This window comes from Pseudalkalibacillus hwajinpoensis (assembly GCF_039851965.1).
Taxonomy (GTDB): Bacteria; Bacillota; Bacilli; order Bacillales; family Guptibacillaceae; genus Guptibacillus; species Guptibacillus hwajinpoensis_E.
Map to the genome: position 1 here is coordinate 1,752,916 of NZ_CP156674.1, position 23,946 is coordinate 1,776,861.

The window sequence follows — 23,946 nt, forward strand, 5'->3', positions numbered from 1 at the left end:
CAAAAAAGCACCCCATAGGTAGACTTTTTTTACGTGTCTACACTATAGGGTACATTTTACTTCCGCCTCTGGACTTTTAATTACCTGCACCTCTATATTTCGTTACCCCGATATTCCACATCAAAATCGCAATGCCAAAGAAGGCAGCTCCCATCACCGGGGTAAGAAAGGCATAACCATACCATTCTTCACGCCCAAGGAAATAGGCAGATGGGTAAACACCCACAAATGCAAATGGCAGAATCCATGTTAATACAAAGCGAATCACCTTATTATAAATATCGACCGGGTACCTACCGTAGTTACCGATATTGTACATCATTGGCATTATACTCGTTCTACTATCAGACCAGAAGCTGATGCTCGCAAGTAGAATGAAGATGCCAGCATATACAAATGCTCCACCTAGCACCATAAACAGGAAAACAAAAGGATCGTACCAGGACAAAGTTAGATCAAGTTGCTTCCCCGCGTAAACCATTACTGCTATTCCTGTGATAACCCCAAATAAGGACTCGAGTTCCATTCGTTCAAGTATGATCTGAAATAAACTATGAACAGGTCTTGTGAGAATTCGATCCATCTCGCCTTTAACAATATACCGTTCATTGAAATCCCAAATGTTAAAGAACGCACCGAAGATTGCAAAAGGAACCAGAAAAAATCCATAAATGAAAATAATTTCGTCTTTTGACCAGCCGCTTAGCATATCCGTGTGACCAAACACAACAAGGATAAAAATCAGGTTAACAGCTTGAAACAGCAGATCAGACATGATTTCCATAAGCATATCCACTCGGTATGTTAATCTGGTTTTCATGTACTGTGCTACATATAGAAGGAAAATCGTTGCATGCTTCATCTGTTACCCTCCCTGTACAATTAGTCGTTTTTTTGCAATTACCCATAGCGCTTGAATTGGTAAAATGAGAATAATCACCCAAACAAGCTGGAAAAGAATCGCTTCCCAAACAGCACTTCCAGTAAATCCTTCTGTAAAAATCATACTTGGGATGTAGCTAATCGCTTGAAACGGGAGGAAGTCCATAACATCCTGGGCCCACCCCGGGTAGAAACTGATGGGCAGTAAAAGTCCTGAAAACAAATCAATTACGACCCGCTTAGCTCGAATTAGTCCGTCATTATTAAAGAAGAAGAACGTTAGTACACCCGTTAGTAAATTGATCTGTGTATTAACAATGAAACTAAGAATAATAGCAATCATAAAGAACATCCATGTTGAAAATGCTGCTGAAAATTCAATTGGAAAAATGAGTCCAACAATGACCATGCCTGGAATAGAGAAAAAGCTTAATCGAAAAATCCCTTCCCCAAGTCCTTGCATCGTTTTCATCATTAAATAATGATAGGGCCGGATAAATTCAACCGCTACTTTCCCTTCTTTAATCTCCTGAGCAATTTCTCGGTCGATGTTGTTAAAATAAAACGCCCGTGCCATCCATGCGACTGCTACATACGTTGTCATTTGAACAACTGATAGTCCTTCAATCTCTCCCTTTCCTCCGTAGATCGCATTCCAAAGGAAATAATAAGCGCCAATGTTAATGCTGTAAATTAGGATACCGCTATAATAATTTGTCCGATAGGCAAGCATCATTAAGAAGCGGACTCGAATCATTTCAATGTATTTGCCCATTGATAACGCCCTCTTCATAAATATTTCTAATGATTTCTTCTGTTGAAATTTCGTGAATCTTTATATCTGTAATTCGATTCGCTGCAACAACTCGTCCAATAACTTCCGAAATCACATGTTCTTCATTAATGACATTTGCGATCCAGACGTTCTCTCGATCCCCTTTTGTCCACTCGGCTTCTAGCTCTTTCAATAATGGCTTAAGTTGTTCACCATCCACCTGTTCGCCAAACTGAAATTCAATCTGCTTCCCTTCTCCCCAATTTGAACGTAGGTTAGCGAGTTTACCATCATAAATAATCTGTCCTTCATCGAGCATCACGACACGTTCACATAGCGCTTCAATATCTGTTAAATCGTGCGTCGTTAGTAAAATAGTTGTTTTATATTTCTCATTAATTTCTTTTAGAAAGTTACGGATTTTCAATTTCACTAACACATCAAGGCCAATTGTTGGTTCATCAAGAAACAGCAACTTTGGATTATGGAGGAGCGCAGCTGCAAGCTCACACCGCATGCGTTGACCAAGCGATAGCTTTCGAACTGGTTTATCAAGCAATGGACCGATATCAAGCGATTCAATCACATGATTCATATGATCGTAGTAAACATCATCCGGTACATTGTACACCTTCTTTAATAATCGAAACGATTCTTGAACTGCAATATCCCACCACAACTGTGACCGCTGACCAAACACTACACCGATTGAACGAACAAATTTCTCCCGTTCTCTATGAGGATCCATGCCATTAACACGAACAGTTCCAGATGTAGGAGTTAGAATACCCGTCAACATTTTAATACTCGTTGATTTTCCTGCACCGTTTTCGCCAATGTATCCAACCATTTCACCTTCATTGACTGTAAAAGATATATCTTTTACGGCTGAAATGATTTTATAATTACGAGTAAATAAATCCCGAAACGCTCCTTTTAGTCCTGACCGACTCGAGTGAGATTTGAAATCTTTACGCAGTGACTGCACATCAATAACCTTTTCCATACGTCTTCCTCCTTTTAACACACCAATCTAGTTTACAAGAGCCTGTTCTATTAAACAATTGATATGTACGAACTTGCAATAGTGTTTCTATTTTCTTTAGTCATGCTACAATGAAGTGTGAACAAGCATTACAAGGAGGCAAACATGAATTTCACTAAATCCGAGGAACACCATAAAGAATCACTAGATATTATGTTGGGCGGTGTCAACAGTCCATCTCGTTCTTATAAAGGAGTTGGGGGCGGCATTCCTGTTTTTATGGAAAAAGCAAAAGGACCTTACTTTTGGGACGTTGATGGCAATAAGTACATAGACTATCTTGCTGCTTACGGTCCGATTATTACAGGACATGCTCACCCTCACATTACGAAAGCAATTACAAAAGCCGCGGAAAATGGCGTGTTATACGGAACACCTACCGTCCTTGAAAATCGCTTTGGCTCCATGCTTCAGGAAGCCATACCATCTTTAGAACGAGTCCGCTTTGTAAATTCAGGTACTGAAGCAGTCATGACAACGATTCGTGTGGCAAGAGCGTATACAGGACGCGACAAAATCGTGAAATTCGCAGGTTGCTATCACGGGCATTCTGATCTTGTTCTTGTTGCAGCAGGATCAGGTCCAGCTACGCTTGGCAGCCCGGATTCAGCGGGTGTTCCGAAGAGCATCGCAAGAGAAGTGATTACAGTACCATTTAATGATATTGAGGCTTATAAGGAAGCGATGGATAAATGGGGAGAGGAAATCGCAGGTGTACTCGTCGAACCGATCGTAGGTAACTTCGGTATTGTTGAACCTGAAGAAGACTTCCTCGAGCAAGTAAATGAGATTACTCATCAGCACGGGGCACTTGTGATCTATGATGAAGTTATCACAGCATTCCGCTTTATGTATGGCGGTGCACAGAACCTCCTTGGTGTTGAACCCGACATGACGGCACTTGGCAAAATAATTGGAGGCGGCCTTCCGATTGGTGCCTACGGTGGTAAACGCGAGATCATGGAACACGTTGCACCACTTGGCCCTGCTTACCAGGCAGGAACAATGGCAGGTAACCCTGCATCAATTTCGGCTGGTATTGCCTGTCTTGAAGTTCTTCAAGAAAAAGGGGTATATGAACACCTTGACTATCTTGGTGAGCGTCTTGAAAATGGCATCCTGACACATGCGAAAGATGCTGGAGTTCGAATTACAACCAATCGCTTAAAAGGGGCACTAACTGTCTACTTCAATGATGAAAAAGTCGTCAATTACGAACAAGCTGAAAACTCTAACGGCGAACAGTTCGCCAGGTTCTTTAAACTAATGCTGAAGGAAGGGATCAACCTCGCCCCTTCAAAATATGAAGCATGGTTCTTAACAACAGAACACACTGATAAAGATATTGATGATACGCTAGAAGCTGTTAAACGCGTCTTTCATAAGATGACTTCATGAAATGAATAGTGGGAATGGTCTTCAGTAAGCATGGATTTATCATTTCAAAACAAAAGACAGAATGGAACTACTTCATTCTGTCTTTTCTACTATTCTTCTATTTCACATAAAATAGGGCTTGCTATCCTGACCATTCCGATGTATAACTAGTACGTCTCATATGTTTAAAAGAGTAAATAGAGGACACTCTTTATACTAAAGTACTCGACGAAAGGACTTAGAATAGAATGAAGTTTGGTGCCCGTATTTTTAAAACAGGGCTTGCGATTACAATCGCACTTTACATTGCAACCTGGCTTGGTTTAGAGCCACCGTCTTTTGCTGGAGTAGCCGCTTTATTTGCGATTCAGCCATCTATTTACAGATCATATCAATCCATTATTGAACAATTCCAATCAAATATCATAGGTGCATTTTTAGCCGTGATCCTTGTCCTTTTATTCGGCAACCAGCCCATTGTAATCGGCCTTGGTGCCATCCTTATTATCGCGATTAATATTAAATTAAAAATAGAAAGCACAATCCCGCTAGCCATTGTAACGGTTATTCTGATCATGAACGCGCCTCAAGAGGAATTCATATCGTTTGCTTTAAACCGCTTTTCAGTTATTATGATCGGGGTAATTAGTTCTTTTTTTGTAAACCTAATATTCCTCCCCCCGAAATATGAAACGAAGTTGTTTCATAAAATTGTTAGCAATACGGAATACATTTCGCAATGGATAAGGCTTGCAACCAGGAACGATGCTGAGCACAAAGTGCTTAAAGAGAATCTAATTAAATTAAAAGAAGATACGGTTAAGAGTGATCAATATTTTCTTCTTTATAAAGAAGAACGTACCTACTTCAAGAGACGTGACTATGTAAAGGCGCGAAAGCTAGTTCTGTTCAGACAGATGATTGCAACGACCGAAAAGTCGCTTGCTATTCTAAAAATGCTCGACCAGCTTGACGTTAAAATATTAATCATGCCAGATGAAGTAAGAAGGTTAATTCAAACTCACCTTGATCAGTTAACGAATTATCATGAACGTATTCACCTGAAGTATATCGGAAAAGTAAGACATCAGTCACCTGAGGAAATGTTGAATAACGTAGGATCAGGGGAATCTACTTTAACTGAACTCTATGTGGATCTCTATGAAAGTGGCGAGTGTAACCGTGAGCTCTGGATGACCATCTTCCCTTTAATCGGGATGATTATTGATTATAACGATCATCTTGAACACCTCGATTTGCTCGTAGATAGTTTCCATTCATATCATCAAGAAGAAAATGAAGTCGACATCCAGGAACTTCACGCAAAATAAAAAAATCAGCCTCGGCTGATTTTTTTATTTCTTCATTTTTGGATCAAGTGCGTCACGAAGACCATCTCCGAGTAAATTAAATCCGAGGACCGTTAACATGATCGCTAGCCCCGGAAAGAATACCGTCCATGGTGCTTGAATGATATAGGAGCGAGAGTCTGCAAGCATCTTTCCCCACTCTGGTTGCGGTGCCTGTGCTCCAAGACCAAGGAAGCTAAGTGCTGCCGCTTCAAGGATTGCCGTTGCAATCGCAAGCGTACCCTGAACTATAATGGGTGCAAGAGAGTTTGGCAACACGTGATGAAAAATGATCCTTGAATCTTTCATTCCAACAGCCCGCGCCGCCATCACGTACTCCTCCTGTTTTACACTTAACACCCTTGAACGAACAAGCCGCCCAAAGTTCGGAATATTAATGATCGCAATCGCGATCAAAGCATTCCTGAGTGACGGTCCAAGTACAGCTACAACAGCGATCGCAAGAAGAATACTCGGGAAGGCAAGCATGATGTCAAAGATACGAGAAATAATTGTATCTACAAGTCGTCCATAATAACCTGCAATCATACCAAGTAAGCTTCCTACTGCTGCTGAACCGAGAACGGCAAAGAATCCTACCCATAATGAGATGCGCGCACCGTAGATAATTCTCGACAAAATATCCCGACCAAAATCGTCAGTTCCAAACCAGTGACTGGCTGATGGCGATTGAAGTCGCTCAGATAATTTCTGTTCATTGATTCCCTCCGGAGCAATCACTCCGGCAAATATGGCAAGAAGAATAAAAAAGAGAACGATTCCCATACCGACCATTGCCAGCTTATTTCTCCTGAATCCCTTCCAGGCTTCACGCCATGGTGATATTACTTCTTCGTCTGGTTGCTTTGATACATTCACTTGCTTTTGCGGAGCAATTTCAGCCATTTCGAAGCCCCCTTAGTTGTATTTGATTCGAGGATCAATTGCAGCATATAGCAGATCGACAATTAAATTAATAAACACAAAGATAATCGCAACAATTAAGATACCAGATTGAATAACCGGGTAATCTCTGAAGTTAATAGCATCGTAAATATAACGTCCAATACCAGGCCAGCCAAAGATGGTTTCTGTCAGAATAGCACCACCAAGCAAAAGCCCCATTTGCAAACCAATGACGGTTAATACAGGAATAAATGCATTTTTAAGAGAGTGCTTGTACACGACCCAGAACATACCTGTTCCTTTCGCTCGTGCAGTACGTACGAAATCAGAACGCATTACTTCAAGCATGCTTGATCGCGTCATTCTAGCAATGATTGCCATCGGAATCGTTCCGAGTGCAATTCCTGGCAAGATCAAGTGCTTAATCACTTCAACAAACTGATCCATTCTACCCTGGATAAGCGTATCAATGAGATAAAGATGAGTGATCGCTTCAACCGGATTTCGTACATTTTCACGACCTGTTGATGGTAGCCAACCAAGCTCAAGGGAGAATGCCCACTGTTCCATCAAACCAAGCCAGAAAACCGGCATCGAAACCCCAACAAGCGCAAGTACCATTGCGGTGTAGTCAAACCATGAATTTTGAAACCATGCACTAATGATTCCCGCATTAACACCGATAAAGATCGCAATAACCATGGCTACAAGTGATAATTCGAGAGTTGCAGCAAGGTACGGCCAGATCTCTCCGCTAATGTCTGAACTCGTTCTAAGAGACGTGCCAAGGTCGCCGGTAAATAAGTTTTTAATATAGTCTACATATTGAAGATACCATGGCTGATCGAGTCCAAGCTGTTTCGTTAAACTCTTAATCGCTTCCTCTGTTGCCTGTTGACCAAGAATAACCTGTGCTGGGTCTCCAGGAATCGCTCGAATCATGAAAAACACGATCAGTGTCATCCCAAATAAAACAGGGATAAGCATTAACAGTCTTCTTACTGTATAAGCAAGCATGTACTCACCTCTTCTTCCTTATGTACAATTCATGAATGCAATCAGTTATGTAATAAAGGGGAGTGAGTTACTCCCCTCCCTTTTTCTACTCTATTGTTACTTTAGTAAGTTTGTCAGAGCCAGTTGGGTGTGGAGTAAACCCTTCGATTGAACTTTTACCACCAAGTGCTGGCTTGGAGTGTACAAGTGGAATCCACGGTGCATCTTCATGGATGATTTCCTGCGCCTCTGCATATAGCTTATTCCGTTCTTCTTCATCTGGAGTTGATTGTGCTTCAATCAGAATGTCATGAAGCTCTTGATTTTCATAATACGTGTAGTTATTACTTCCGATGTTATCCTGGTCAAGCAAAACATATAGGAAGTTATCAGCGTCACCGTTATCTCCAGTCCAACCAAGAAGGAAACTATCCGCTTCACCATTACGAGCCTTCTCGAGATACGTTGCCCACTCATAAGATTTGATCTCAGCTTTTACACCAATTTCAGCAAAGTTCTTTTGAAGAACTTCAGCTACTTTTTGACCATCTGGCATATATGGACGTGGAACTGGCATTGCCCAAAGTTCCATTTCGAATCCATCTTCATAGCCAGCTTCTTTAAGAAGTTCTTTCGCCTTCTCTACATCATATTCGTAAGGTTCGATTTCATCATTATAGCCACCGATAACAGGAGGCATTGGGTTTTTTGCCGGCTCTGCCTGACCTGCGTAGAACGAATCAATAAGCGCCTGCTTATCAACAGCATGGTTTAAAGCCTGACGAACAAGCTTGTCTTTTAATGGACCACGATTTGTTGTCAAACCAAGATACCCTACGTTCATAGACGGGCGGAAGAATGTTTGAAGATCTGGATTATCTTCTACCTGTTGTACATCAGATGGGTTAAGTCCATCCATCAAGTCAATCTCGCCGGCCATCAGTGCATTCAGGCGTGCTGAGTTATCAGGGATCGCTCTGAAAATGACACTATCAAGCTTCGGATAACCTTCCATCCAATAGTCCTCATTCTTATTAAGTACAATTTTGTCATTTCGGCTCCATTGATCAAACACAAATGGACCAGTACCTACAGGATTCTCACCAAACTTGTCCCCCTGTTTCTCAAGTGCATCAGGACTTGCAATTGCAAATGGTGACATCGCGATATTTTTAAGGAATGGCGCCTGTGGACGCTTCAACTTAAATTCAACCGTGTAATCGTCTGTTGCTGTAACGCTTTCAATAACGTGTCCTTCATCGCCTTTAAATCCACCAAACATGGATTTGTAATAATAGAACGCTTCTTCCGTACCATTCATCCAGCGCTCGAAGTTGTACACAACAGCATCAGCGTTGAAATCAGTACCATCGTGGAACTTAACGCCTTCGCGTAGAGTGAATGTATACGTTTTACCATCTTCGGAAACTTCCCAGTCTTTTGCAAGAGCTTCCTGGACATCCGTATTATCATCGCCATAATCAAGTAGTGTATCGAAAATGTTCTTTGTTACTTTAAATGATTCCCCATCTGTTACAGACGCAGGATCTAGAGAAACGGAGTCTCCACCACGTCCAAAGATTAGCGTACCGCCGGAAGCTTCGCCTCCTTCTGAGTCGCCCCCACCGTTGCCATTCGTTTCGTTTGAACCGCCGCAACCAGCAAGTCCAATCGAAAGAAGCAATACAAATACTAACGAATAAATAGTCTTCTTCATCGTCTTCCCCCTTTAGTCATGTTTGTTATTTATACAAGGTCTTCTTCATACAGGTGACACGCTGTATGGTGTCCCGGTTCAACTTCCCTGAATTCAGGAACAACTGAGCTGCACACATCCATCGCCTTCGGGCACCTGGTATGGAACGGGCATCCAGCTGGCGGATTAGACGGGCTTGGCACATCCCCTGTAAGTATAATTCTATCTTTCCCATATTCAGGATCTGGAACTGGCACTGCTGAAAGAAGAGCCTGTGTATACGGATGTTTAGCGTTGAGATAAAGCTTTTCACTATCTGCCATCTCAACGATGCGGCCAAGGTACATCACTCCGACCCGATCACTAATGTGCCTTACAACTCCAAGGTCGTGAGCAATAAACAAATATGTTAATCCAAGCTCCTTCTGGAGATCCTCAAGAAGATTGAGTACTTGAGCCTGAATTGATACATCCAGTGCTGAAACTGGTTCATCTGCAATAATCAGTTTCGGATTAACAGCAAGAGCGCGTGCTATCCCGATTCTTTGTCTCTGCCCTCCGCTGAATTGGTGCGGGTACCTTTTTGCATGATAAGAGCTAAGTCCTACAATATCGAGAAGTTCTCTTACACGTTTTTTTCGTTCATTTTTGTTACCAAGCTTATGAACAATGAGAGGTTCTTCAATAATTTTCTCAACGGTATGCCTGGGATTAAGCGAAGCAAATGGATCTTGAAACACCATCTGGATATCCTTCCTGAGATGACGTAGATCCTTTTTATTCAGTGAAGTCATTTCCTTTCCATCGAAAAGTACTTCTCCTTCACTGGGTTCTAAAAGACGCATCAACATACGCCCTGTAGTGGACTTTCCACACCCACTTTCACCAACCAGTCCGAAAGTTTCCCCTTTATGTAGCGTGAAGGTTACATCATCAACGGCTTTTACTGTCCCTATCTGCTGTTTGAGCACGCCTCCCTCGATTGGGAAATGCTTCTTAAGCTGTTTTACTTCCAGTAATGCTTCCTGCAATATAGGCGCCTCCTTTAGCTATTTACTCTATCTAATACAGCTGCTTTACCCTCTTCTTCATGAAGCCAGCATCTTGCCTGCTGAGCAGACCCTGCATCGAGTAACACTGGGGTTTCTTCATAGCACTTATCAAAGGCAAAGCTGCAACGCGGTGCAAAGTGACACCCTTTTTTAATTGATCCTGGCTTCGGTACGTTTCCCGGAATAGAATAAAGTCGGTCTTTTCGAACACGAACATCTGGAACTGATTCAATAAGACCAATCGTATACGGGTGCTTTGGATGTTGAAATATGTCATTTGTCTTTCCCTGTTCAACAATCTTTCCTGAGTACATCACAACAATCCGATCGCAAATTTCTGCCACCACGCCTAAATCATGGGTAATTAAAATAATCGATGTATTCATCTCTCGATTCAATTTCTTCATTAATTCAAGAATTTGAGCCTGAATCGTTACATCAAGTGCCGTTGTCGGTTCATCCGCGATTAAAACCTCAGGATCACATGCCATCGCCATGGCAATCATGACACGCTGCCTCATCCCGCCAGAAAGTTGATGCGGATATTCATTCATTAGCTCCTCAGCTCTCGGAAGTCCTACAAGCTTAAGTATGGAAATCGCGTGTGCCCACGATTTCTTTTTGTCCCATTTCTTATGTATTCGAATACCTTCGATAAGCTGATTTCCAATTCGAAACACAGGATTAAGCGATGTCATCGGCTCCTGAAAAATCATCCCGATTTCATTCCCTCTAATTTTCCGCATTTCTTTTTCCGATTTCGTAAGCAGGTTTTCGCCTTTGTATGTAATTTCTCCACCCACAACTTTTCCCGGTGCCTGTATGAGCTGCATGATGGATAATGATGTTACGCTTTTCCCCGAACCCGATTCGCCTACAATCCCAAGTACTTCTCCTTTATTAACATGAAAATCTACGGAGTCGACTGCCGGAATTTCACCGTCATCGGTAAAAAAGTGAGTTTCTAACCTGCTGACGTTTAACACGGGCTGTTCCACTCTCTCACCCCTTTCACCAAATTCAGAATTTTTTAATTTAACTAAAATCTGTTTATCATTATTACATTAATTTGACAGATTAGCAATGTGTATTGAGGTAATTTTCTGTCTTTTTTTGACGCTTTTATGCGATAATGTGCTCTTAAACACAAAAAAGCACCCGATTCGGGTGCTTTTTTGATGTGATTTCATAAGTTTTGAACCTGGAATAAATTATGGTATGACCCTTTTCTCTTCATTAATTCCAGGTGATTACCACTTTCTGAAATTTGGCCATTTTCCACTACCACGATGCGATCTGCATGAGTAACGGTTGCCAGACGATGAGCAACGATAAACGTTGTTCGATCCTTTGCAAGATCTTGAAGTGCTTCCTGAATCAGATGTTCACTTTCAAGATCTAGTGCTGACGTCGCTTCATCTAGAACGAGAATTGGTGGATTCTTAAGGAAAACTCTCGCAATAGCAATACGCTGTTTTTGTCCTCCTGATAACTTAACGCCACGTTCCCCAACAGGTGTATCATATCCTTCTGGAAGATTTGAGATAAACTCGTGAGCATTCGCGGCTTTAGCCGCCTGGATGACAGCTTCTTCTGAAGCTTCCGGATTACCCATCATAATATTCATTCGAACAGATTCACTAAATAATATATTATCCTGAAGAACCATTCCAATATTATCGCGAACACTCCTAGCCTGATAATCGCGGATATCAGTGCCATCAATAAGCACACTTCCCCCTGTAACATCATAAAATCTTGGAATTAAACTTACGAGCGAAGACTTACCTCCCCCGCTCATTCCTACTAGTGCAATGGTTTCCCCTGCATGAACATCAAGGTTAATTCCCTTTAACACCGGAAGATCGTTTTCATTGTATTTAAATGACACATCCTGAAAGCTAATATCACCTTTTACATTTGTTAACGTTCTAGCATCATCACGGTCAACAACATCATATTTCTCATCCACAAATTCAAACACGCGATCCATTGATGCGATTGACTGGGTAAGCGTTGTAGAAGAGTTCACCAGACGACGCAGCGGACTGTAAAGACGATCCATATACGTGACAAACGCGACCATCTCCCCGATTTGCAGGCTACCAGAAATTACGAGGTATGCTGAGAACGCAATCACAATAAGGGGAGCAACATCTGTAATTGTATTGACCACTGCAAATGTTTTTGCGTTCCATCGTGTATGGTCCAGCGCTCGATCCAGGAATTTTGAATTGCGTTTATTAAATTGTTCTTGTTCATAATCTTCAAGCGCAAAGCTCCGAATCACCGACATGCCCTGAACACGTTCATGAAGATGACCTTGAACTTCTGCAAGAGCCTGTGAGCGATCCTTCGTTAAATCACGTAATCTCTTATAGAAAAATTTAACTGATAATCCATACAATGGGAGAAGGATGATCGCAGCAAGGGTTAACCAAATATTCATAAACGACAGGATCACGATAATAATAATAATCGTAATAAGATCAAGCCAGACATTCATCATTCCTGTAATAACGAATGTCTTTGTTTGTTCGACATCATTAATAACCCTTGAAATAATTTCGCCTGCTTTATTATTTGAATAAAACTTTAAACTGAGTTGTTGAATATGGGCAAAAAGCTTATCTCGAATATCATAAAGAATTTTACTACCAATCCATTGCGCGTAATATTGCCTGAAATATTCCACCGGTGGTCTTACAATAACAAAGAGGAAGAAAGCTCCCCCCATTAACCACATAAGTTGTTCATATTTATCACCAACCGGCATTTCTGCATTGATAACATCATCAATCACATATTTTAATATCAAAGGTAAAAGAAGCGGAATTCCAAATTTTAATATCCCAATTCCAATGGTTATACCAATTTGTTTACGATAAGGTCTGACAAACGTCATATATCTTTTTATACTACCCAGATGACATCATCCTTTAGCTAAACACGTCCTTTGCAGAACAAGTTGTTTTTTCATAGAGACTGTGCTAACTGTCTAGTGACCGCTTTCCACAGAGTTATCATATAAAAACCTGTTGAATAATATTCAACAGGTTTTTCTTACCTATATTGAAGAAATTGTTCATACCACTGATCTACAAACCCTGGTGCAAACGGGCCTTTACGCTGATGAATCCAATTCATCAGCTCCTTAACATTCTGTTGTATGATGCGGTCAATCGCTTCGGGATAATTCATTTCCTCACGGTGCACTTCGTACTCATCTTCGTCTAGAAGCTTAAACGTCATATCAGGGTAAATCTTAATATCAAGATCGTAATCGATATACTTTAATGCTTCTTCATCGTAGGTAAACGGAGTTCCAAGATTACAGTAGTAGTATAACCCATCCGTTCTAATCATACCTATGACGTTGAACCAGTGGTTGGCACTAAAATAGCAAATCGCAGGTTCACGCGTTCTCCACTGTCTTCCATCCGCTTCTGTCACGAGAATACGATCGTTGCCCCCAATTATTTCTTTAGAAGTACCTTTAAGTACAATGCTTTCTTCCCATGTACGATGTAACGTTCCGCGATGTTTATAGCTTTGAATTTGAATTCTCGTCCCGGTCGTTGGGAAACTCATCTTCTTCTCCTTTCTTAAGAAATTCCGGAAAACGATGAATGCCTTTTACAAACAGGCAGACTCACAGCATCCTTTCTTTCTTACCGTTCAATACATACCATCAAAATTTTACACCTCATCTATATTCTTCTCTATTATAACGCTTAACAAATTAAAATTAAAATAAAAGCGCCATTCGAGGTGAATGGCGCTGCCCGTTTTCCTTAAATCGGCGTTTTTTCAAAACAGGTTATTACTGCTGAAATAAGACTTTCAAAATCATTTTCCATCCTGGATAGATCGTTTTTTCTTTCTATTAACATGCTTTTCCTTGCTTCAGAATAATCAAGGACCTCTAATTGTTGAATTTCTTCCCTCGTATGAATCAGTTGATCGGCAAGCTTAAGTTGCTGTTGAATGAGCTCATCGAATCGGTCCATGCGACCTCTCCTTTCATCCTCATTTCGTTAAACCAATTTGTCATCAGAAAAGAAATTCAATAATGAAAGAGGATCTCCTTTGGCTATTTGTGTAGAGAAGTAGGAAGTTTTGTCACATGTTTTCAATTGGCTCTATACACTCAAGGACATCATTTTTAGGTGAATTAACGAGTGTCGACACTTCATAGGCATGCATTTGTTCTGATGGATAGGCATGCATACAGTCTTTTACTATTTGCATATCTTCACCATTTGTATCAAGCCAGATCTCTTCCATCTCTTTTGTTAAAATCACTGGCATTCGACTATGTATGTTCTCCATAAACGCATTGGCACCTGTTGTCAAAATCGTGCATGTATAAATCGACTCTTCTCCGTCCTTCCATTTCTCCCACAATCCTGCCATCGCAAACGGTTCACCCCCATTAATCTGAATACGCATAGGAACTTTACGATCTGCCGTTTGCTTCCATTCATAAAATCCATCAGCAAGAATTAAGCACCGACGTTTTTGAAGCGCATGTTTAAAGCTTGCTTTCTCATCTGCTGTTTCGCTCCGTGCATTGATTAATTTATTTGAAATAGAAGCATCCTTTGCCCAAAATGGAATCAATCCCCACCGTAACGTCCCCATCCGATTTCTGTTATTCGCCCGAATGACAGCAGGAATCTGCTGTGCAGGTGCAATATTGTACCTTGGACCGGTGTCTTCCATACTAATTTCTTCAATTTGAAAGCGTTCAAGTAACGCATCAAGTTCTGTTGTTAGTGAAAATCGACCGCACATAAAACCCCTCCTACTCCTTAAGTTATTTGGTTCGTCGTCATTACCGAAATTCCTGTTATCTCAGAGGAGGAATTCTTCCTCATGTAGCATAAATGATCCAAAAAGATCGACACCGTTTCCTATTAGAATCCAAATTAAAAAGCAGGGCTAGTCAGCCCTGCCTGGGAGTACATTATTGTTGTTGCTGATTGTTAGAAGAAGCTTGCTGTTTGTTTTGAGCAGACTTCGCATTACGAGCTTTTACTTCTTGAGCATCCGTTTCACTACCAAATTCAGCACCGTATTGTTGCTGACCTGCTTTACCAGCAGAAGCTTGTTGGTTCTGCTGTTTCACTTGTTGAATGCTTGTTCCAGCTTGTGTTTGTCCTGGTTTCTTTGCCATGGCTTATCACCTCCCACAAACAATAGAATAACCAGTTATCACATTGTTATGTACGATATTTTAAAAAAGGAAATCCTAATATTTTTAATTTGTTCGTTCATAGCCTGTTTGATTATGCTGCACACTAAGTTGATAAAAAAGGAGGAAATAGTATGAACCACCATAGAGATATGACAGAACTTTCAATGATGGCAAAAGATGACTGGGCAGATGATGAACTGGCTTTTTTCCATTATAGCCTTCAGCAAATTGCCCCCTATTTAAACAGCGAAGGCGTCGCAATACACAAAGAAATAATGAAAGAAATTGAACAGCGAGGCGGTCTCTCAGCCTTTATTCCCGATTAATAACGAAAAAAGTAGCACTCTTGTTAAGGAGTGCTACTTTTTCGTTATTAGAAATTCGATTTTGACTGACCACCATCAACATTGATTGTCGCACCAGCAATCCACGAAGCTTTATCTGAAGCGAGAAAGACGACTGTACTCGCGACTTCCTCGGGTGTGCCAAATCTGCCTCCAGGAATTTCTCGTTCAACAAAAGCATTGATTTTCTCAGGGTTTTCATTAAGACGCTTTTGCCAGTTACCTGATGGATGAAGAATGGCTCCGGGAGCCACGCCATTAACACGTATGCCTGAGCCAATAAGCTCATCTGCCATTGCTTTCGTAAAGCTAATCATCGCAGCCTTAGAATTATTATAAGTAGGTTTGCCGCCGGATTCCCGACCATAAATAGAAGAGATATTTACGATTGCCCTATTTCCTCTGTTCTTCATTTCAGCTGCAGCCATCTGACTGAGATGTACGGCTGAGTAGAAATTCAATTCCATTGCTTTATGAAATTGAGATACCTCCGTTTCCATAATTGTTGTCCCGCTACTTCCACCAGCGTTATTAACTAGAATATCGATTGAACCAAACGCCACCAAGAATGATTCAATAAGCTGAGCACGTGTCCGTTCTTCCGTAATATCAGCTTCGAATATGGCAAGGTTTTCTCCAATTTCACTTTTTGCTTGTTCTAGATCTTCTCGATTTCTAGCACATATGCCTACTTTGGCACCTTCTTCGTAAAATGCTTTTGCAATCGCTTTTCCTATTCCTTTTGATCCCCCGGTTATTAAAACCCTCCGGTTTTTTAAGTTTAAATCCATTTTCTACTCCCCTTTCTTAATGATAGCTACAATTTTTTGGTGGGCTACCGGAAAAGCATATTGATTCATTTCATTAACATCCACTAATTTAATGTTCTCGCTCTCAATAAGCCCATTGCATTTACCTTTATAGATAGTTAAATGCCACTTAAGATGACTGAAAATATGGTGATAGGATGATATTTCATCCTCAATTGTGGCTTCGACTTCATGCATATCGTGTAGATGTCTTTTTAATTGCTCTTCTTTTGGCCCTACATCTGTTAATTCAACATTCGGAAATTCCCAAAGGCTAGCAAGAAGACCAGTTTCAGGCCGTTTCCGTATGAGATATTTACCGCTTGAATCCTGGAGAGCGACACCTGCAATAGGCACTGGTCTCGGGGCTTTCTTCTTAGATTTAATAGGCAGCTCTTCCTGTGATCCTTCTTGAAAGGCCAGACAATGGTCCTGGACAGGACAAAGTAGACAAGACGGTGACTTGGGGGTACAAATTAATGCACCAAGTTCCATCATTCCTTGATTGAACGAAGAAGGGTCTTTTTTAGAAATAAGCTGCCTCGTTGCTTCCTCAAATGTTTTTCTCGCTGATGGTTTTGCTATATCTTCCCATATTCCAATAATTCTGGATAGGACTCGCATCACGTTTCCATCAACTGCAGGCTCTGGGATATTATAGGCAATACTAAGAACTGCCCCCGCTGTATAAGGCCCAACCCCCTTAAGCCTGGCTATTTCATCAGGATTATTCGGAACAGTTCCATTATAAGTTTCTGCTACTTCTCGAACGGCGCTTTGCAGGTTTCTTGCTCTTGAATAATAGCCAAGTCCCTCCCAGGCTTTTAATACATCTGATTCATTTGCATAAGCAAGCGCCTCTATTGTGGGAAACTTATTCATAAATCGCTCGAAATAAGGAATGACAGTATCTACTCTCGTTTGTTGAAGCATAATTTCAGAAACCCATATTCGATATGGATCCTGATTCTCCCGCCATGGCAGTTCCCTTTTTTCTTGTTGGTACCAGGAAATTAAATCCTTTTGAAATTGCTTTTTATCAATAAATTGTAGAAGGTCTGTCACTTTATCAGGCATGAATCAACTCTCCGATATGGTATAGTAATGGTAATGTAAAGAATTATTTCACTTTTCTCTCAAACTTCCTCAAATTTCTTCTAACACATATAATAACGTATCATACCTTTTCAATCACCTTTTAACTTTTCACTATGCGACTATTTGGGTATAACTAAGTATAGAACGAACGAAAATTATTGATTTAATGTTACCGCTACAAATTCTGTATACGAATTTTTACGGAAGCGTCTCATAAGGAGGATTCTTACCCTATGGATACTGGGACACATGTGGTCATGGGACTTGGGATTGGAGCTCTTGCAACATTGGATCCAGCTATCGCGCAGGACCCCATTACCGCTCAAAGCGTTCTAATCGGAGCATTGATTGGATCCCAGGCACCGGATTTTGACACAGTGCTTAAACTAAAGAACAATGCGGTTTACATCCGCCACCATCGTGGGATAACACATTCCATTCCGGCTGTTCTCTCATGGCCAATCATTATAAGCAGCGGGATCATGCTTTTCTATCCAGAAACTAACTGGCTCCACCTCTGGCTCTGGACATTTCTAGCTGTCTTTCTCCATGTATTTGTTGATATTTTTAATGCTTATGGAACACAGGCAATTAGACCCCTTTCGAATAGATGGGTAGCGCTTGGCGTAATCAATATATTTGATCCATTTATCTTCTTAAGTCACATTGGTGGACTGATCCTCTGGTATTTCGGTTTTAATCCCGGTTATACTTTCCTGGCAATATATGGAATAATGATCCTGTATTATTGTTGGAGGATTTACGAACAACACAAAGTCATCTCTGCCGTTAAAGAACGCATTCCGGACGCTGTTGAAGTCATTGTTTCACCTACAATACGGTGGAGCAGATGGCATATTGCTGTAAAATCTGAAACACAATTCTATGTTGCTCGTGCTGAAGGAACCACCATTCATGTTCAGGATGAATTCGATCGCGTTCCTGTTCCGAAGACACCAGTACTTGAGTCCGCTAAAGAAGATCCAAATTTAAGTGCCTTCCTCTCATTCTCCCCTGTTTATCGCTGGGAAATTGAAGAAAAGGAAGTCGGTTACGAAGTTCGCTTCATTGATCTTCGTTACCGAAATAAAGGTCACTATCCGTTCGTAGCAGTCGTACAGATGGAAGACCAGCTTGAAATTACAAGCTCTTATACAGGCTGGGTTTACAGCGAAGACACTTTAAGGAAAAAATTAGACCCTGCTGTCGACTAAGTCACACTTCGAATGTTTGACCAAAATAGAAACCGGCTGGACAAATGTCCAACCGGTTTTGTATTAGTGCTTGATGCTTCGATCATCTCCGAAATATCCCTTATATTTGGGGTTATTCATCATAAAATCATGTAAAACAGGGCCATAATAATCAATCCACTGCTTTACAATTTTCTCTGTTACATCACTGCCTTTATATTCTCTTCCAGCCTTTGCTCGTGAAGCCTCAAAATCTTCCCAGAGCAGTTCAACCATCGTTCTCGCCTGTCCATACGAGAGATGGTCATTTTTTTCAAGAAGGTTGTGAGTAAGCCTTTGAAATAGATCTTCCATCAGGCATTCTCCTTTCATGTTGTTTTCCATTGCTTTCCGGGTCGATAAGATTCGCCGTTCTCACATATCTCTCATCGTATATCCACATACTAATTCTGTGCCTGTTAAGGACTAATCGTTGAAAGGGGCGCAGAAACATGAGAAATAAGAAAACGGGATTTCCAGATGCTAAATTTTCAGGTGAACCACGTGCAAAAGAAGAGTTTGCATCGAAACGGGCTGACGGGACTACAAATACTCAACCACAGGAGCGTATGAACGCTTCAAACCGTACAGCTAATCGACAGGGTTAACTCTCATTTCAACAGGAGGCGGTACCTTTGGGTAAAGATAACCGTGATCGACTTCATCCGAAATATCAAGATCCATTTCAAGCTCCTCACGCCAATCCAAAACACGCCCATCATCAGGTAAACGGACAAACTCAACAGGCATACAACGATATCGTTCTCCAGGTTCAAACCAGAAAACGATCATAGTTCTAAATGAAGAGCAGCTTTACTGCTGCTCTTTCTTAATGAGCATTGAAATCGGAAATGCTTCTATTTCACGATTTCCTGTCCGATAACCCCAGGCAAATGTTCCGTTCACATAATCGATCATGAAAGTCGAACCAGGGTCACCATCAATTTCATATTGTTCACCTGCAACAAAATCATCAGGGTTTAACAAATAAGATTTAGCGAGGGCAATTCTGCGTTCGTGAACTGAAAACTCATTCACCATTCCCATTTGCTCAGCTCGACGTGCTTTCTCGCTTAATAATGCAATAGAACTTCGCAGTTCCTGTTCACTCATTTCACTGAAACGCTTTTCCATGTCAAGCCTCCATTACTTATGGTTCACTATTCCCCTAAGTATAGTTTATTTTAAGGCTTATGACAAAAATATGCTACGCTTACAAAGAGGAGTGATATACAATGAGAACAATATTAATTACTGGGGCTGGTTCTGGCCTTGGAGCTGCACTTGCGAAAGAATGGGCATCTAAAGGAAGTCACATCATTTTAGTTGGAAGAACCGGACAAACGCTTAAAGAAGTTAACAGGACCATTAGCAACAATAATGGCTTGAGCTCAATTTATTTATGCGACATCACTGTTCCATCAGAAATCGCTCGGATGAAGGAATCAATCAAACAAGACGGATTATCTGTTGACTTGGTTGTGAATAATGCTGGAGTGGGAGCTTTTGGAGCAATCGAAGATATTGAAACAGAAGATGTACATACCGTAATTGACACGAATGTAAAAGGAACAATTTTTATGACTCAGGCTTTTCTTCCTCATTTAAAAGAGGTTAGCGGACGTATCATGAACATCATTTCCACTGCAGGTCTTAAAGGGAAAAATCATGAAGCAGTTTACGTTGCTTCAAAGTATGCGGTGCGAGGATTTACAGAGAGTCTCTGGAAGGAACTTGAAGGAACGAGCGTAAGTGCAACCGCTGTCTATATGGGTGGCATGAATACACCTTTCTGGTCGAATACAGATCATGTAAAGGATTCGACCAGGTTAAAATCACCATTAGAAAAAGCGAAACAAATTATTAATCAGGACGAAGGACAGTCAGAAATCTTTATTGATCGTTAAGTTGTTCCAGGTACCGATTAATGAGTGGGAAAGGAAACCCTTTTCGGTATAGAAACTGCTTCATCTTATGATCAAATTCTCTACGATCAAGGTTGCTATACCGACGTTCAGCTTTCTGTGCTTGTAACACAAGCGCTTCCCATTCTTCATCGGCACTTTTTTCAAGCTCAATTTCCTGCATGACTTCCTGGATAATATCACGATCAAAGCCTTTGGCTCTTAATTCCTGATTCACTTTCTGTCTAAGCTCCGTGGAAGATGCTTTTTTGAGCTTGTTTGCTTTTTTCTCTGCTGCAGTACGGGCATGTTCTAGCTGCTGCTCATATGAATATTCTTCAAGTGCTTTATCAGCCATGTTTTTATTAACTCCTTTTTGTTTGAGCTCCTGTCCAATAACAAAAGGACCTTTGCCACCTGCGTTTATTTTGGTTCTTACGAATGCTTTTGCGAATTCCAGATCGTTTAAATAACCATAACGCTTAAGCTTTTCGAAAATAGATGGGATTGCTTCTTCAGGCATTTCTTTCTTAAGAAGGTAGTCATTCACCTCTTTTTCAGAGCGCATACGGTAAGACAGGTAATTTAACGCGAAGTTCATGCCTTTCTTAACCTGATCTTCAAACTGGATCCCTTCAAGCATTTCGTCGTCCAGTTCAACTCCCTTATGAAGGCCATAGTTAATCATGACGTCTATGTCGACTCCAAACGCGAATTCTTCACCAACGCCCTTTTCTATAAAAATCGAAAATCGCTCATTGTTATTTTTCTGTGTTGTGATACGCGTAATCTTGACCAATGCACTCACCTCCAATATTATTGTAGCACTTTTGAAGTAAGAGCATTTGATTAGAGGATTATCAATACGGGTAAAGAAGTTATTATAAACACACCGAGCATGAGGAGGAAGAATAATATGAAGATTGCTATTACAGGTGGAACAGGATTTGTCGGAAGTGCTCTTACAGAATCATTCGTTAACGATGGTCATTCTGTTTACATTCTGACACGCAATCCCGACGATAAACCAGCAAAAAAGAGCGTCACGTATGTAAAATGGCTTCAGGAAGATGCTGAGCCAGAAAAAGAACTAACTAATCTTCACGCTGTCGTGAACCTTGCAGGAGAATCCATTAATAGTGGTCGCTGGACTGAAGAACGAAAACAACGAATCCTGGATAGCCGAATTTCCTCAACTCGAGAAATTATTTCCATCATTCAGAAACTTGATCAAAAGCCACGTGTTCTCGTTAATGCATCCGCTACGGGATTTTATGGTTCATCACTTGACCGATCATTTACAGAGAATGATACCGAACCCGGAACAGACTTTCTAGCAGACGTATCTAAGAAATGGGAAGATGAAGCAATGAATGCACAGAACCACGGTGTTCGTACTGTCCTGGCTCGGTTTGGAATTGTTCTTGGTGAAGAAGGGGCACTACCATTGATGGTTCTACCATATAAACTATTTATGGGAGGAAAGCTTGGTGACGGTCGTCAGTGGTATTCTTGGGTACATATCCGTGACGTAATCGGAATGATCCGCTTTGCTGTCGATCATGAATCAGTTCAGGGTCCCTTAAACGTGACCGCTCCTGAGCCAAAACGAATGAATGATTTTGGAAAAACCGTAGCGGAAGTTCTCAACCGTCCTCACTGGATGCCTGTCCCTGAAGCCCCAGTCCAAGCGGCACTTGGCGAGAAAAGCGGCATTGTTCTTAAAGGCCAGTGCGTTCTTCCTCAAAAAGCTAAAGAATTAGGGTACCCATTCCGCTATATTAAGTTAAAAGATGCTCTTGAGAACCTGCTGGTCTAGACCAGCAGGTTTTATTTATCGCTATATGCATAACTTTTCAAATGACCTGGCATCCAAAATTGTAAATGGATATAATAAATTAACTAGCTAATTAGGGCACTTTGCCCACTACAAAAACTAACAGATAATAGGTGAATAATGTGGCAATATTAATTAAACAAGCACGAGTGTATCCTATCTCTTCCCCTGTTCTTCCTTGTGCTGATGTACTTGTAAAAGAAGGGCTGATTCATGAAGTTGCTCCCTCTATTGCAGAAGATCCTGATATGAAAGTGATTGATGGGAAAGGGTTTCACCTTCTTCCAGGTTTAATCGATGCTCATACACATGTCGGTCTTTATGATGAAGGTACAGGATGGGCAGGCAATGATGCCAATGAAACGGTAGAAGCATTAACACCACACGTTCGAGCGATTGACGGCGTAAATCCACTTGACGTCGCCTTCAAGGATGCCATTACATTTGGCGTTACATCTGTTCAGGTTATGCCCGGGAGCGCTAACATTATTGGTGGTACCACGACGGTTTTAAAAACATATGGTAAGAACGTAGAGAAAATGATCGTCAGGGAAACCGCTGGACTCAAAATTGCGCTTGGAGAAAACCCAAAACGAGTTCATAGTAACTCTAACAATGATTCCATTACTCGCATGGGCATCATGGGACTTCTACGTGAAGCATTCTATCATGCAAGTCGTTCTGATCGAAAGGAGCATCCTCGTATTGCTCCCATTATTGCAGCACTTAAACGAGAGATTCCGGTACGGATCCATGCACACAGAGCTGATGATATCCTGACCGCTGTAAGGTTCGCTCGTGAATTCAATCTAGACCTTAGGATTGAGCACTGCACGGAAGGGCACTTGATCGCTGATGAGCTTAGTGGTCAGAACTTAAAAGTAACTGTCGGTCCATCAATGACAAGACGATCCAAAATCGAGTTAAAAAACAAGACATGGGCAACTTATGGCATTCTAAACAATCATGGGATAGAAGTTTCCATTACAACCGATCATCCATACGTGCCGATTCAATACCTCAATGTTTGTGCTGCCCTTGCGGTTCGTGAAGGATTAAGTGAAGAAAAAGCCCTTGAAGGGATTACTCTTAACCCTGCTAAAAGCCTTGGCGTAGACAGCCGTATAGGTAGCATTGACACAGGCAAGGATGCCGACTTAGTGCTATGGTCACATCATCCTTTTCATTACGAAGCACGTCCACTTTTAACGATGATTGATGGTAAAATTATTCATAAAAAATAAACGAAAAGATAGTATCTTTTTTAAATAAAATCGAGTATTATACTTTTGTAATTAAAATAAAATGAACTAACAACTTCATAAAAGTGAAACTTCCATCAAAGGGAGTTTTCATTTATCCCTTTGATGGTTAGTTGAACCAATCGGACCTTTAGGGTTAATGCCCCTTAAGGTGGGATAAATGAATATGGGAAGGCAATTGG

General features: G+C 41.1%; 27 protein-coding genes. 9 read left to right on the forward strand and 18 right to left on the reverse strand.

Annotated elements, in window-relative coordinates; all coding sequences use genetic code 11:
- Nucleotides 1–76: 76 nt before the first annotated feature.
- Genes ABFG93_RS09085 through ABFG93_RS09095 form a run of 3 tightly spaced genes read right to left on the reverse strand, consistent with a single transcriptional unit; the run spans nucleotide 77 to nucleotide 2,663 of the window.
- Nucleotides 77–862, reverse strand: a complete 786-nt coding sequence (locus ABFG93_RS09085; protein WP_347552456.1) for an ABC transporter permease — start codon at nucleotides 860–862, stop codon at nucleotides 77–79.
- 3 nt (nucleotides 863–865) lie between these two features.
- Complete coding sequence (locus tag ABFG93_RS09090) at nucleotides 866–1,657, reverse strand: ABC transporter permease (RefSeq protein WP_347552457.1); 792 nt, start codon at nucleotides 1,655–1,657, stop codon at nucleotides 866–868.
- Nucleotides 1,641–2,663 (reverse strand): ABC transporter ATP-binding protein, encoded by a 1,023-nt coding sequence (locus ABFG93_RS09095; protein ID WP_347552458.1) that lies wholly within the window; start codon nucleotides 2,661–2,663, stop codon nucleotides 1,641–1,643. Before ABFG93_RS09095 ends, ABFG93_RS09090 begins: the two co-directional genes overlap by 17 nt.
- 144 nt (nucleotides 2,664–2,807) lie before the next feature.
- On the opposite strand from ABFG93_RS09095, the gene ABFG93_RS09100 reads away from it, so the two are divergent.
- Together ABFG93_RS09100 and ABFG93_RS09105 are read left to right on the forward strand one after the other, a co-directional pair.
- A complete protein-coding gene (locus ABFG93_RS09100) occupies nucleotides 2,808–4,100 on the forward strand; it encodes a glutamate-1-semialdehyde 2,1-aminomutase (RefSeq protein ID WP_347552459.1) in 1,293 nt (430 codons plus the stop codon).
- Nucleotides 4,101–4,327: 227 nt separating this feature from the next.
- Nucleotides 4,328–5,410 (forward strand): FUSC family protein, encoded by a 1,083-nt coding sequence (locus ABFG93_RS09105; protein ID WP_347552460.1) that lies wholly within the window; start codon nucleotides 4,328–4,330, stop codon nucleotides 5,408–5,410.
- 24 nt (nucleotides 5,411–5,434) lie between these two features.
- Here the strand turns inward: ABFG93_RS09105 and nikC are convergent, their stop codons facing one another.
- The 10 genes from nikC to ABFG93_RS09155 all read right to left on the reverse strand — a co-directional run bounded on the left by nikC (nucleotide 5,435) and on the right by ABFG93_RS09155 (nucleotide 15,257).
- Complete coding sequence (gene nikC, locus ABFG93_RS09110; protein ID WP_347552461.1) at nucleotides 5,435–6,334, reverse strand: nickel transporter permease; 900 nt, start codon at nucleotides 6,332–6,334, stop codon at nucleotides 5,435–5,437.
- Nucleotides 6,335–6,346: 12 nt separating this feature from the next.
- Entirely contained in the window at nucleotides 6,347–7,351 is a 1,005-nt protein-coding gene (locus tag ABFG93_RS09115; RefSeq protein WP_347552462.1) for an ABC transporter permease, read from the reverse strand.
- Nucleotides 7,352–7,436: 85 nt separating this feature from the next.
- Nucleotides 7,437–9,047 (reverse strand): ABC transporter substrate-binding protein, encoded by a 1,611-nt coding sequence (locus ABFG93_RS09120; RefSeq protein WP_347552463.1) that lies wholly within the window; start codon nucleotides 9,045–9,047, stop codon nucleotides 7,437–7,439.
- 29 nt (nucleotides 9,048–9,076) lie between these two features.
- The gene (locus ABFG93_RS09125) at nucleotides 9,077–10,057 is read right to left on the reverse strand and encodes an ABC transporter ATP-binding protein (protein ID WP_347552464.1); all 981 of its coding nucleotides are present in this window, start codon (nucleotides 10,055–10,057) and stop codon (nucleotides 9,077–9,079) included.
- 14 nt (nucleotides 10,058–10,071) lie between these two features.
- Nucleotides 10,072–11,076, reverse strand: coding sequence for an ABC transporter ATP-binding protein (locus ABFG93_RS09130; protein WP_347552465.1), 1,005 nt, complete (start codon nucleotides 11,074–11,076; stop codon nucleotides 10,072–10,074).
- A 188-nt stretch (nucleotides 11,077–11,264) separates the two neighbouring features.
- Complete coding sequence (locus ABFG93_RS09135; protein WP_347552466.1) at nucleotides 11,265–12,983, reverse strand: ABC transporter ATP-binding protein; 1,719 nt, start codon at nucleotides 12,981–12,983, stop codon at nucleotides 11,265–11,267.
- Between the two features lie 158 nt (nucleotides 12,984–13,141).
- Entirely contained in the window at nucleotides 13,142–13,669 is a 528-nt protein-coding gene (gene ntdP, locus ABFG93_RS09140; protein WP_347552467.1) for a nucleoside tri-diphosphate phosphatase, read from the reverse strand.
- Between the two features lie 203 nt (nucleotides 13,670–13,872).
- A complete protein-coding gene (locus ABFG93_RS09145; protein WP_347552468.1) occupies nucleotides 13,873–14,088 on the reverse strand; it encodes a hypothetical protein in 216 nt (71 codons plus the stop codon).
- A 112-nt stretch (nucleotides 14,089–14,200) separates the two neighbouring features.
- Nucleotides 14,201–14,875, reverse strand: a complete 675-nt coding sequence (locus ABFG93_RS09150) for an SOS response-associated peptidase (RefSeq protein WP_347552469.1) — start codon at nucleotides 14,873–14,875, stop codon at nucleotides 14,201–14,203.
- A gap of 172 nt (nucleotides 14,876–15,047) precedes the next feature.
- Nucleotides 15,048–15,257: a gamma-type small acid-soluble spore protein gene (locus ABFG93_RS09155; RefSeq protein ID WP_347552470.1), complete on the reverse strand. Its 210-nt coding sequence runs from the start codon at nucleotides 15,255–15,257 to the stop codon at nucleotides 15,048–15,050.
- Between the two features lie 152 nt (nucleotides 15,258–15,409).
- Here ABFG93_RS09155 and ABFG93_RS09160 point away from each other — a divergent pair, with 152 nt between their 5' ends.
- Nucleotides 15,410–15,604 carry a hypothetical protein gene (locus tag ABFG93_RS09160; RefSeq protein WP_347552471.1) on the forward strand — a complete coding sequence of 65 codons (195 nt, stop codon included), beginning with the start codon at nucleotides 15,410–15,412 and terminating at the stop codon, nucleotides 15,602–15,604.
- 47 nt (nucleotides 15,605–15,651) lie between these two features.
- On the opposite strand, the gene ABFG93_RS09165 is transcribed toward ABFG93_RS09160, so the two are convergent.
- Together ABFG93_RS09165 and mutY are read right to left on the reverse strand one after the other, a co-directional pair.
- On the reverse strand, nucleotides 15,652–16,413 hold the full coding sequence (locus ABFG93_RS09165; RefSeq protein ID WP_347552472.1) for an SDR family NAD(P)-dependent oxidoreductase: 762 nt from the start codon (nucleotides 16,411–16,413) through the stop codon (nucleotides 15,652–15,654).
- A gap of 3 nt (nucleotides 16,414–16,416) precedes the next feature.
- On the reverse strand, nucleotides 16,417–17,508 hold the full coding sequence (gene mutY, locus ABFG93_RS09170) for an A/G-specific adenine glycosylase (protein ID WP_347552473.1): 1,092 nt from the start codon (nucleotides 17,506–17,508) through the stop codon (nucleotides 16,417–16,419).
- A 254-nt stretch (nucleotides 17,509–17,762) separates the two neighbouring features.
- Here mutY and ABFG93_RS09175 point away from each other — a divergent pair, with 254 nt between their 5' ends.
- On the forward strand, nucleotides 17,763–18,743 hold the full coding sequence (locus tag ABFG93_RS09175; RefSeq protein WP_347552474.1) for a metal-dependent hydrolase: 981 nt from the start codon (nucleotides 17,763–17,765) through the stop codon (nucleotides 18,741–18,743).
- A 63-nt stretch (nucleotides 18,744–18,806) separates the two neighbouring features.
- Here ABFG93_RS09175 and ABFG93_RS09180 read toward each other — a convergent pair whose 3' ends face one another.
- Nucleotides 18,807–19,076, reverse strand: coding sequence for a YfhJ family protein (locus tag ABFG93_RS09180; protein ID WP_347552475.1), 270 nt, complete (start codon nucleotides 19,074–19,076; stop codon nucleotides 18,807–18,809).
- A 137-nt stretch (nucleotides 19,077–19,213) separates the two neighbouring features.
- Between ABFG93_RS09180 and sspK the strand changes: the two genes are divergently transcribed.
- Both sspK and ABFG93_RS09190 read left to right on the forward strand, forming a co-directional pair.
- Nucleotides 19,214–19,369 (forward strand): small, acid-soluble spore protein K, encoded by a 156-nt coding sequence (gene sspK / locus ABFG93_RS09185; RefSeq protein ID WP_347552476.1) that lies wholly within the window; start codon nucleotides 19,214–19,216, stop codon nucleotides 19,367–19,369.
- 27 nt (nucleotides 19,370–19,396) lie between these two features.
- Complete coding sequence (locus ABFG93_RS09190) at nucleotides 19,397–19,555, forward strand: YpzG family protein (RefSeq protein WP_347552477.1); 159 nt, start codon at nucleotides 19,397–19,399, stop codon at nucleotides 19,553–19,555.
- Between the two features lie 19 nt (nucleotides 19,556–19,574).
- Here the strand turns inward: ABFG93_RS09190 and ABFG93_RS09195 are convergent, their stop codons facing one another.
- Nucleotides 19,575–19,895 carry a YfhH family protein gene (locus ABFG93_RS09195; protein WP_347552478.1) on the reverse strand — a complete coding sequence of 107 codons (321 nt, stop codon included), beginning with the start codon at nucleotides 19,893–19,895 and terminating at the stop codon, nucleotides 19,575–19,577.
- Between the two features lie 101 nt (nucleotides 19,896–19,996).
- On the opposite strand from ABFG93_RS09195, the gene ABFG93_RS09200 reads away from it, so the two are divergent.
- Nucleotides 19,997–20,668, forward strand: coding sequence for an SDR family NAD(P)-dependent oxidoreductase (locus tag ABFG93_RS09200; protein WP_347552479.1), 672 nt, complete (start codon nucleotides 19,997–19,999; stop codon nucleotides 20,666–20,668).
- Here the strand turns inward: ABFG93_RS09200 and recX are convergent.
- The gene (gene recX / locus ABFG93_RS09205; protein WP_347552480.1) at nucleotides 20,655–21,464 is read right to left on the reverse strand and encodes a recombination regulator RecX; all 810 of its coding nucleotides are present in this window, start codon (nucleotides 21,462–21,464) and stop codon (nucleotides 20,655–20,657) included. The two genes, ABFG93_RS09200 and recX, sit on opposite strands and share 14 nt — an antisense overlap.
- A gap of 117 nt (nucleotides 21,465–21,581) precedes the next feature.
- On the opposite strand from recX, the gene ABFG93_RS09210 reads away from it, so the two are divergent.
- Both ABFG93_RS09210 and ABFG93_RS09215 read left to right on the forward strand, forming a co-directional pair.
- Entirely contained in the window at nucleotides 21,582–22,484 is a 903-nt protein-coding gene (locus tag ABFG93_RS09210) for a TIGR01777 family oxidoreductase (protein WP_347552481.1), read from the forward strand.
- A gap of 140 nt (nucleotides 22,485–22,624) precedes the next feature.
- Nucleotides 22,625–23,746: an amidohydrolase gene (locus ABFG93_RS09215; protein ID WP_347552482.1), complete on the forward strand. Its 1,122-nt coding sequence runs from the start codon at nucleotides 22,625–22,627 to the stop codon at nucleotides 23,744–23,746.
- Nucleotides 23,747–23,946 lie beyond the last annotated feature (200 nt).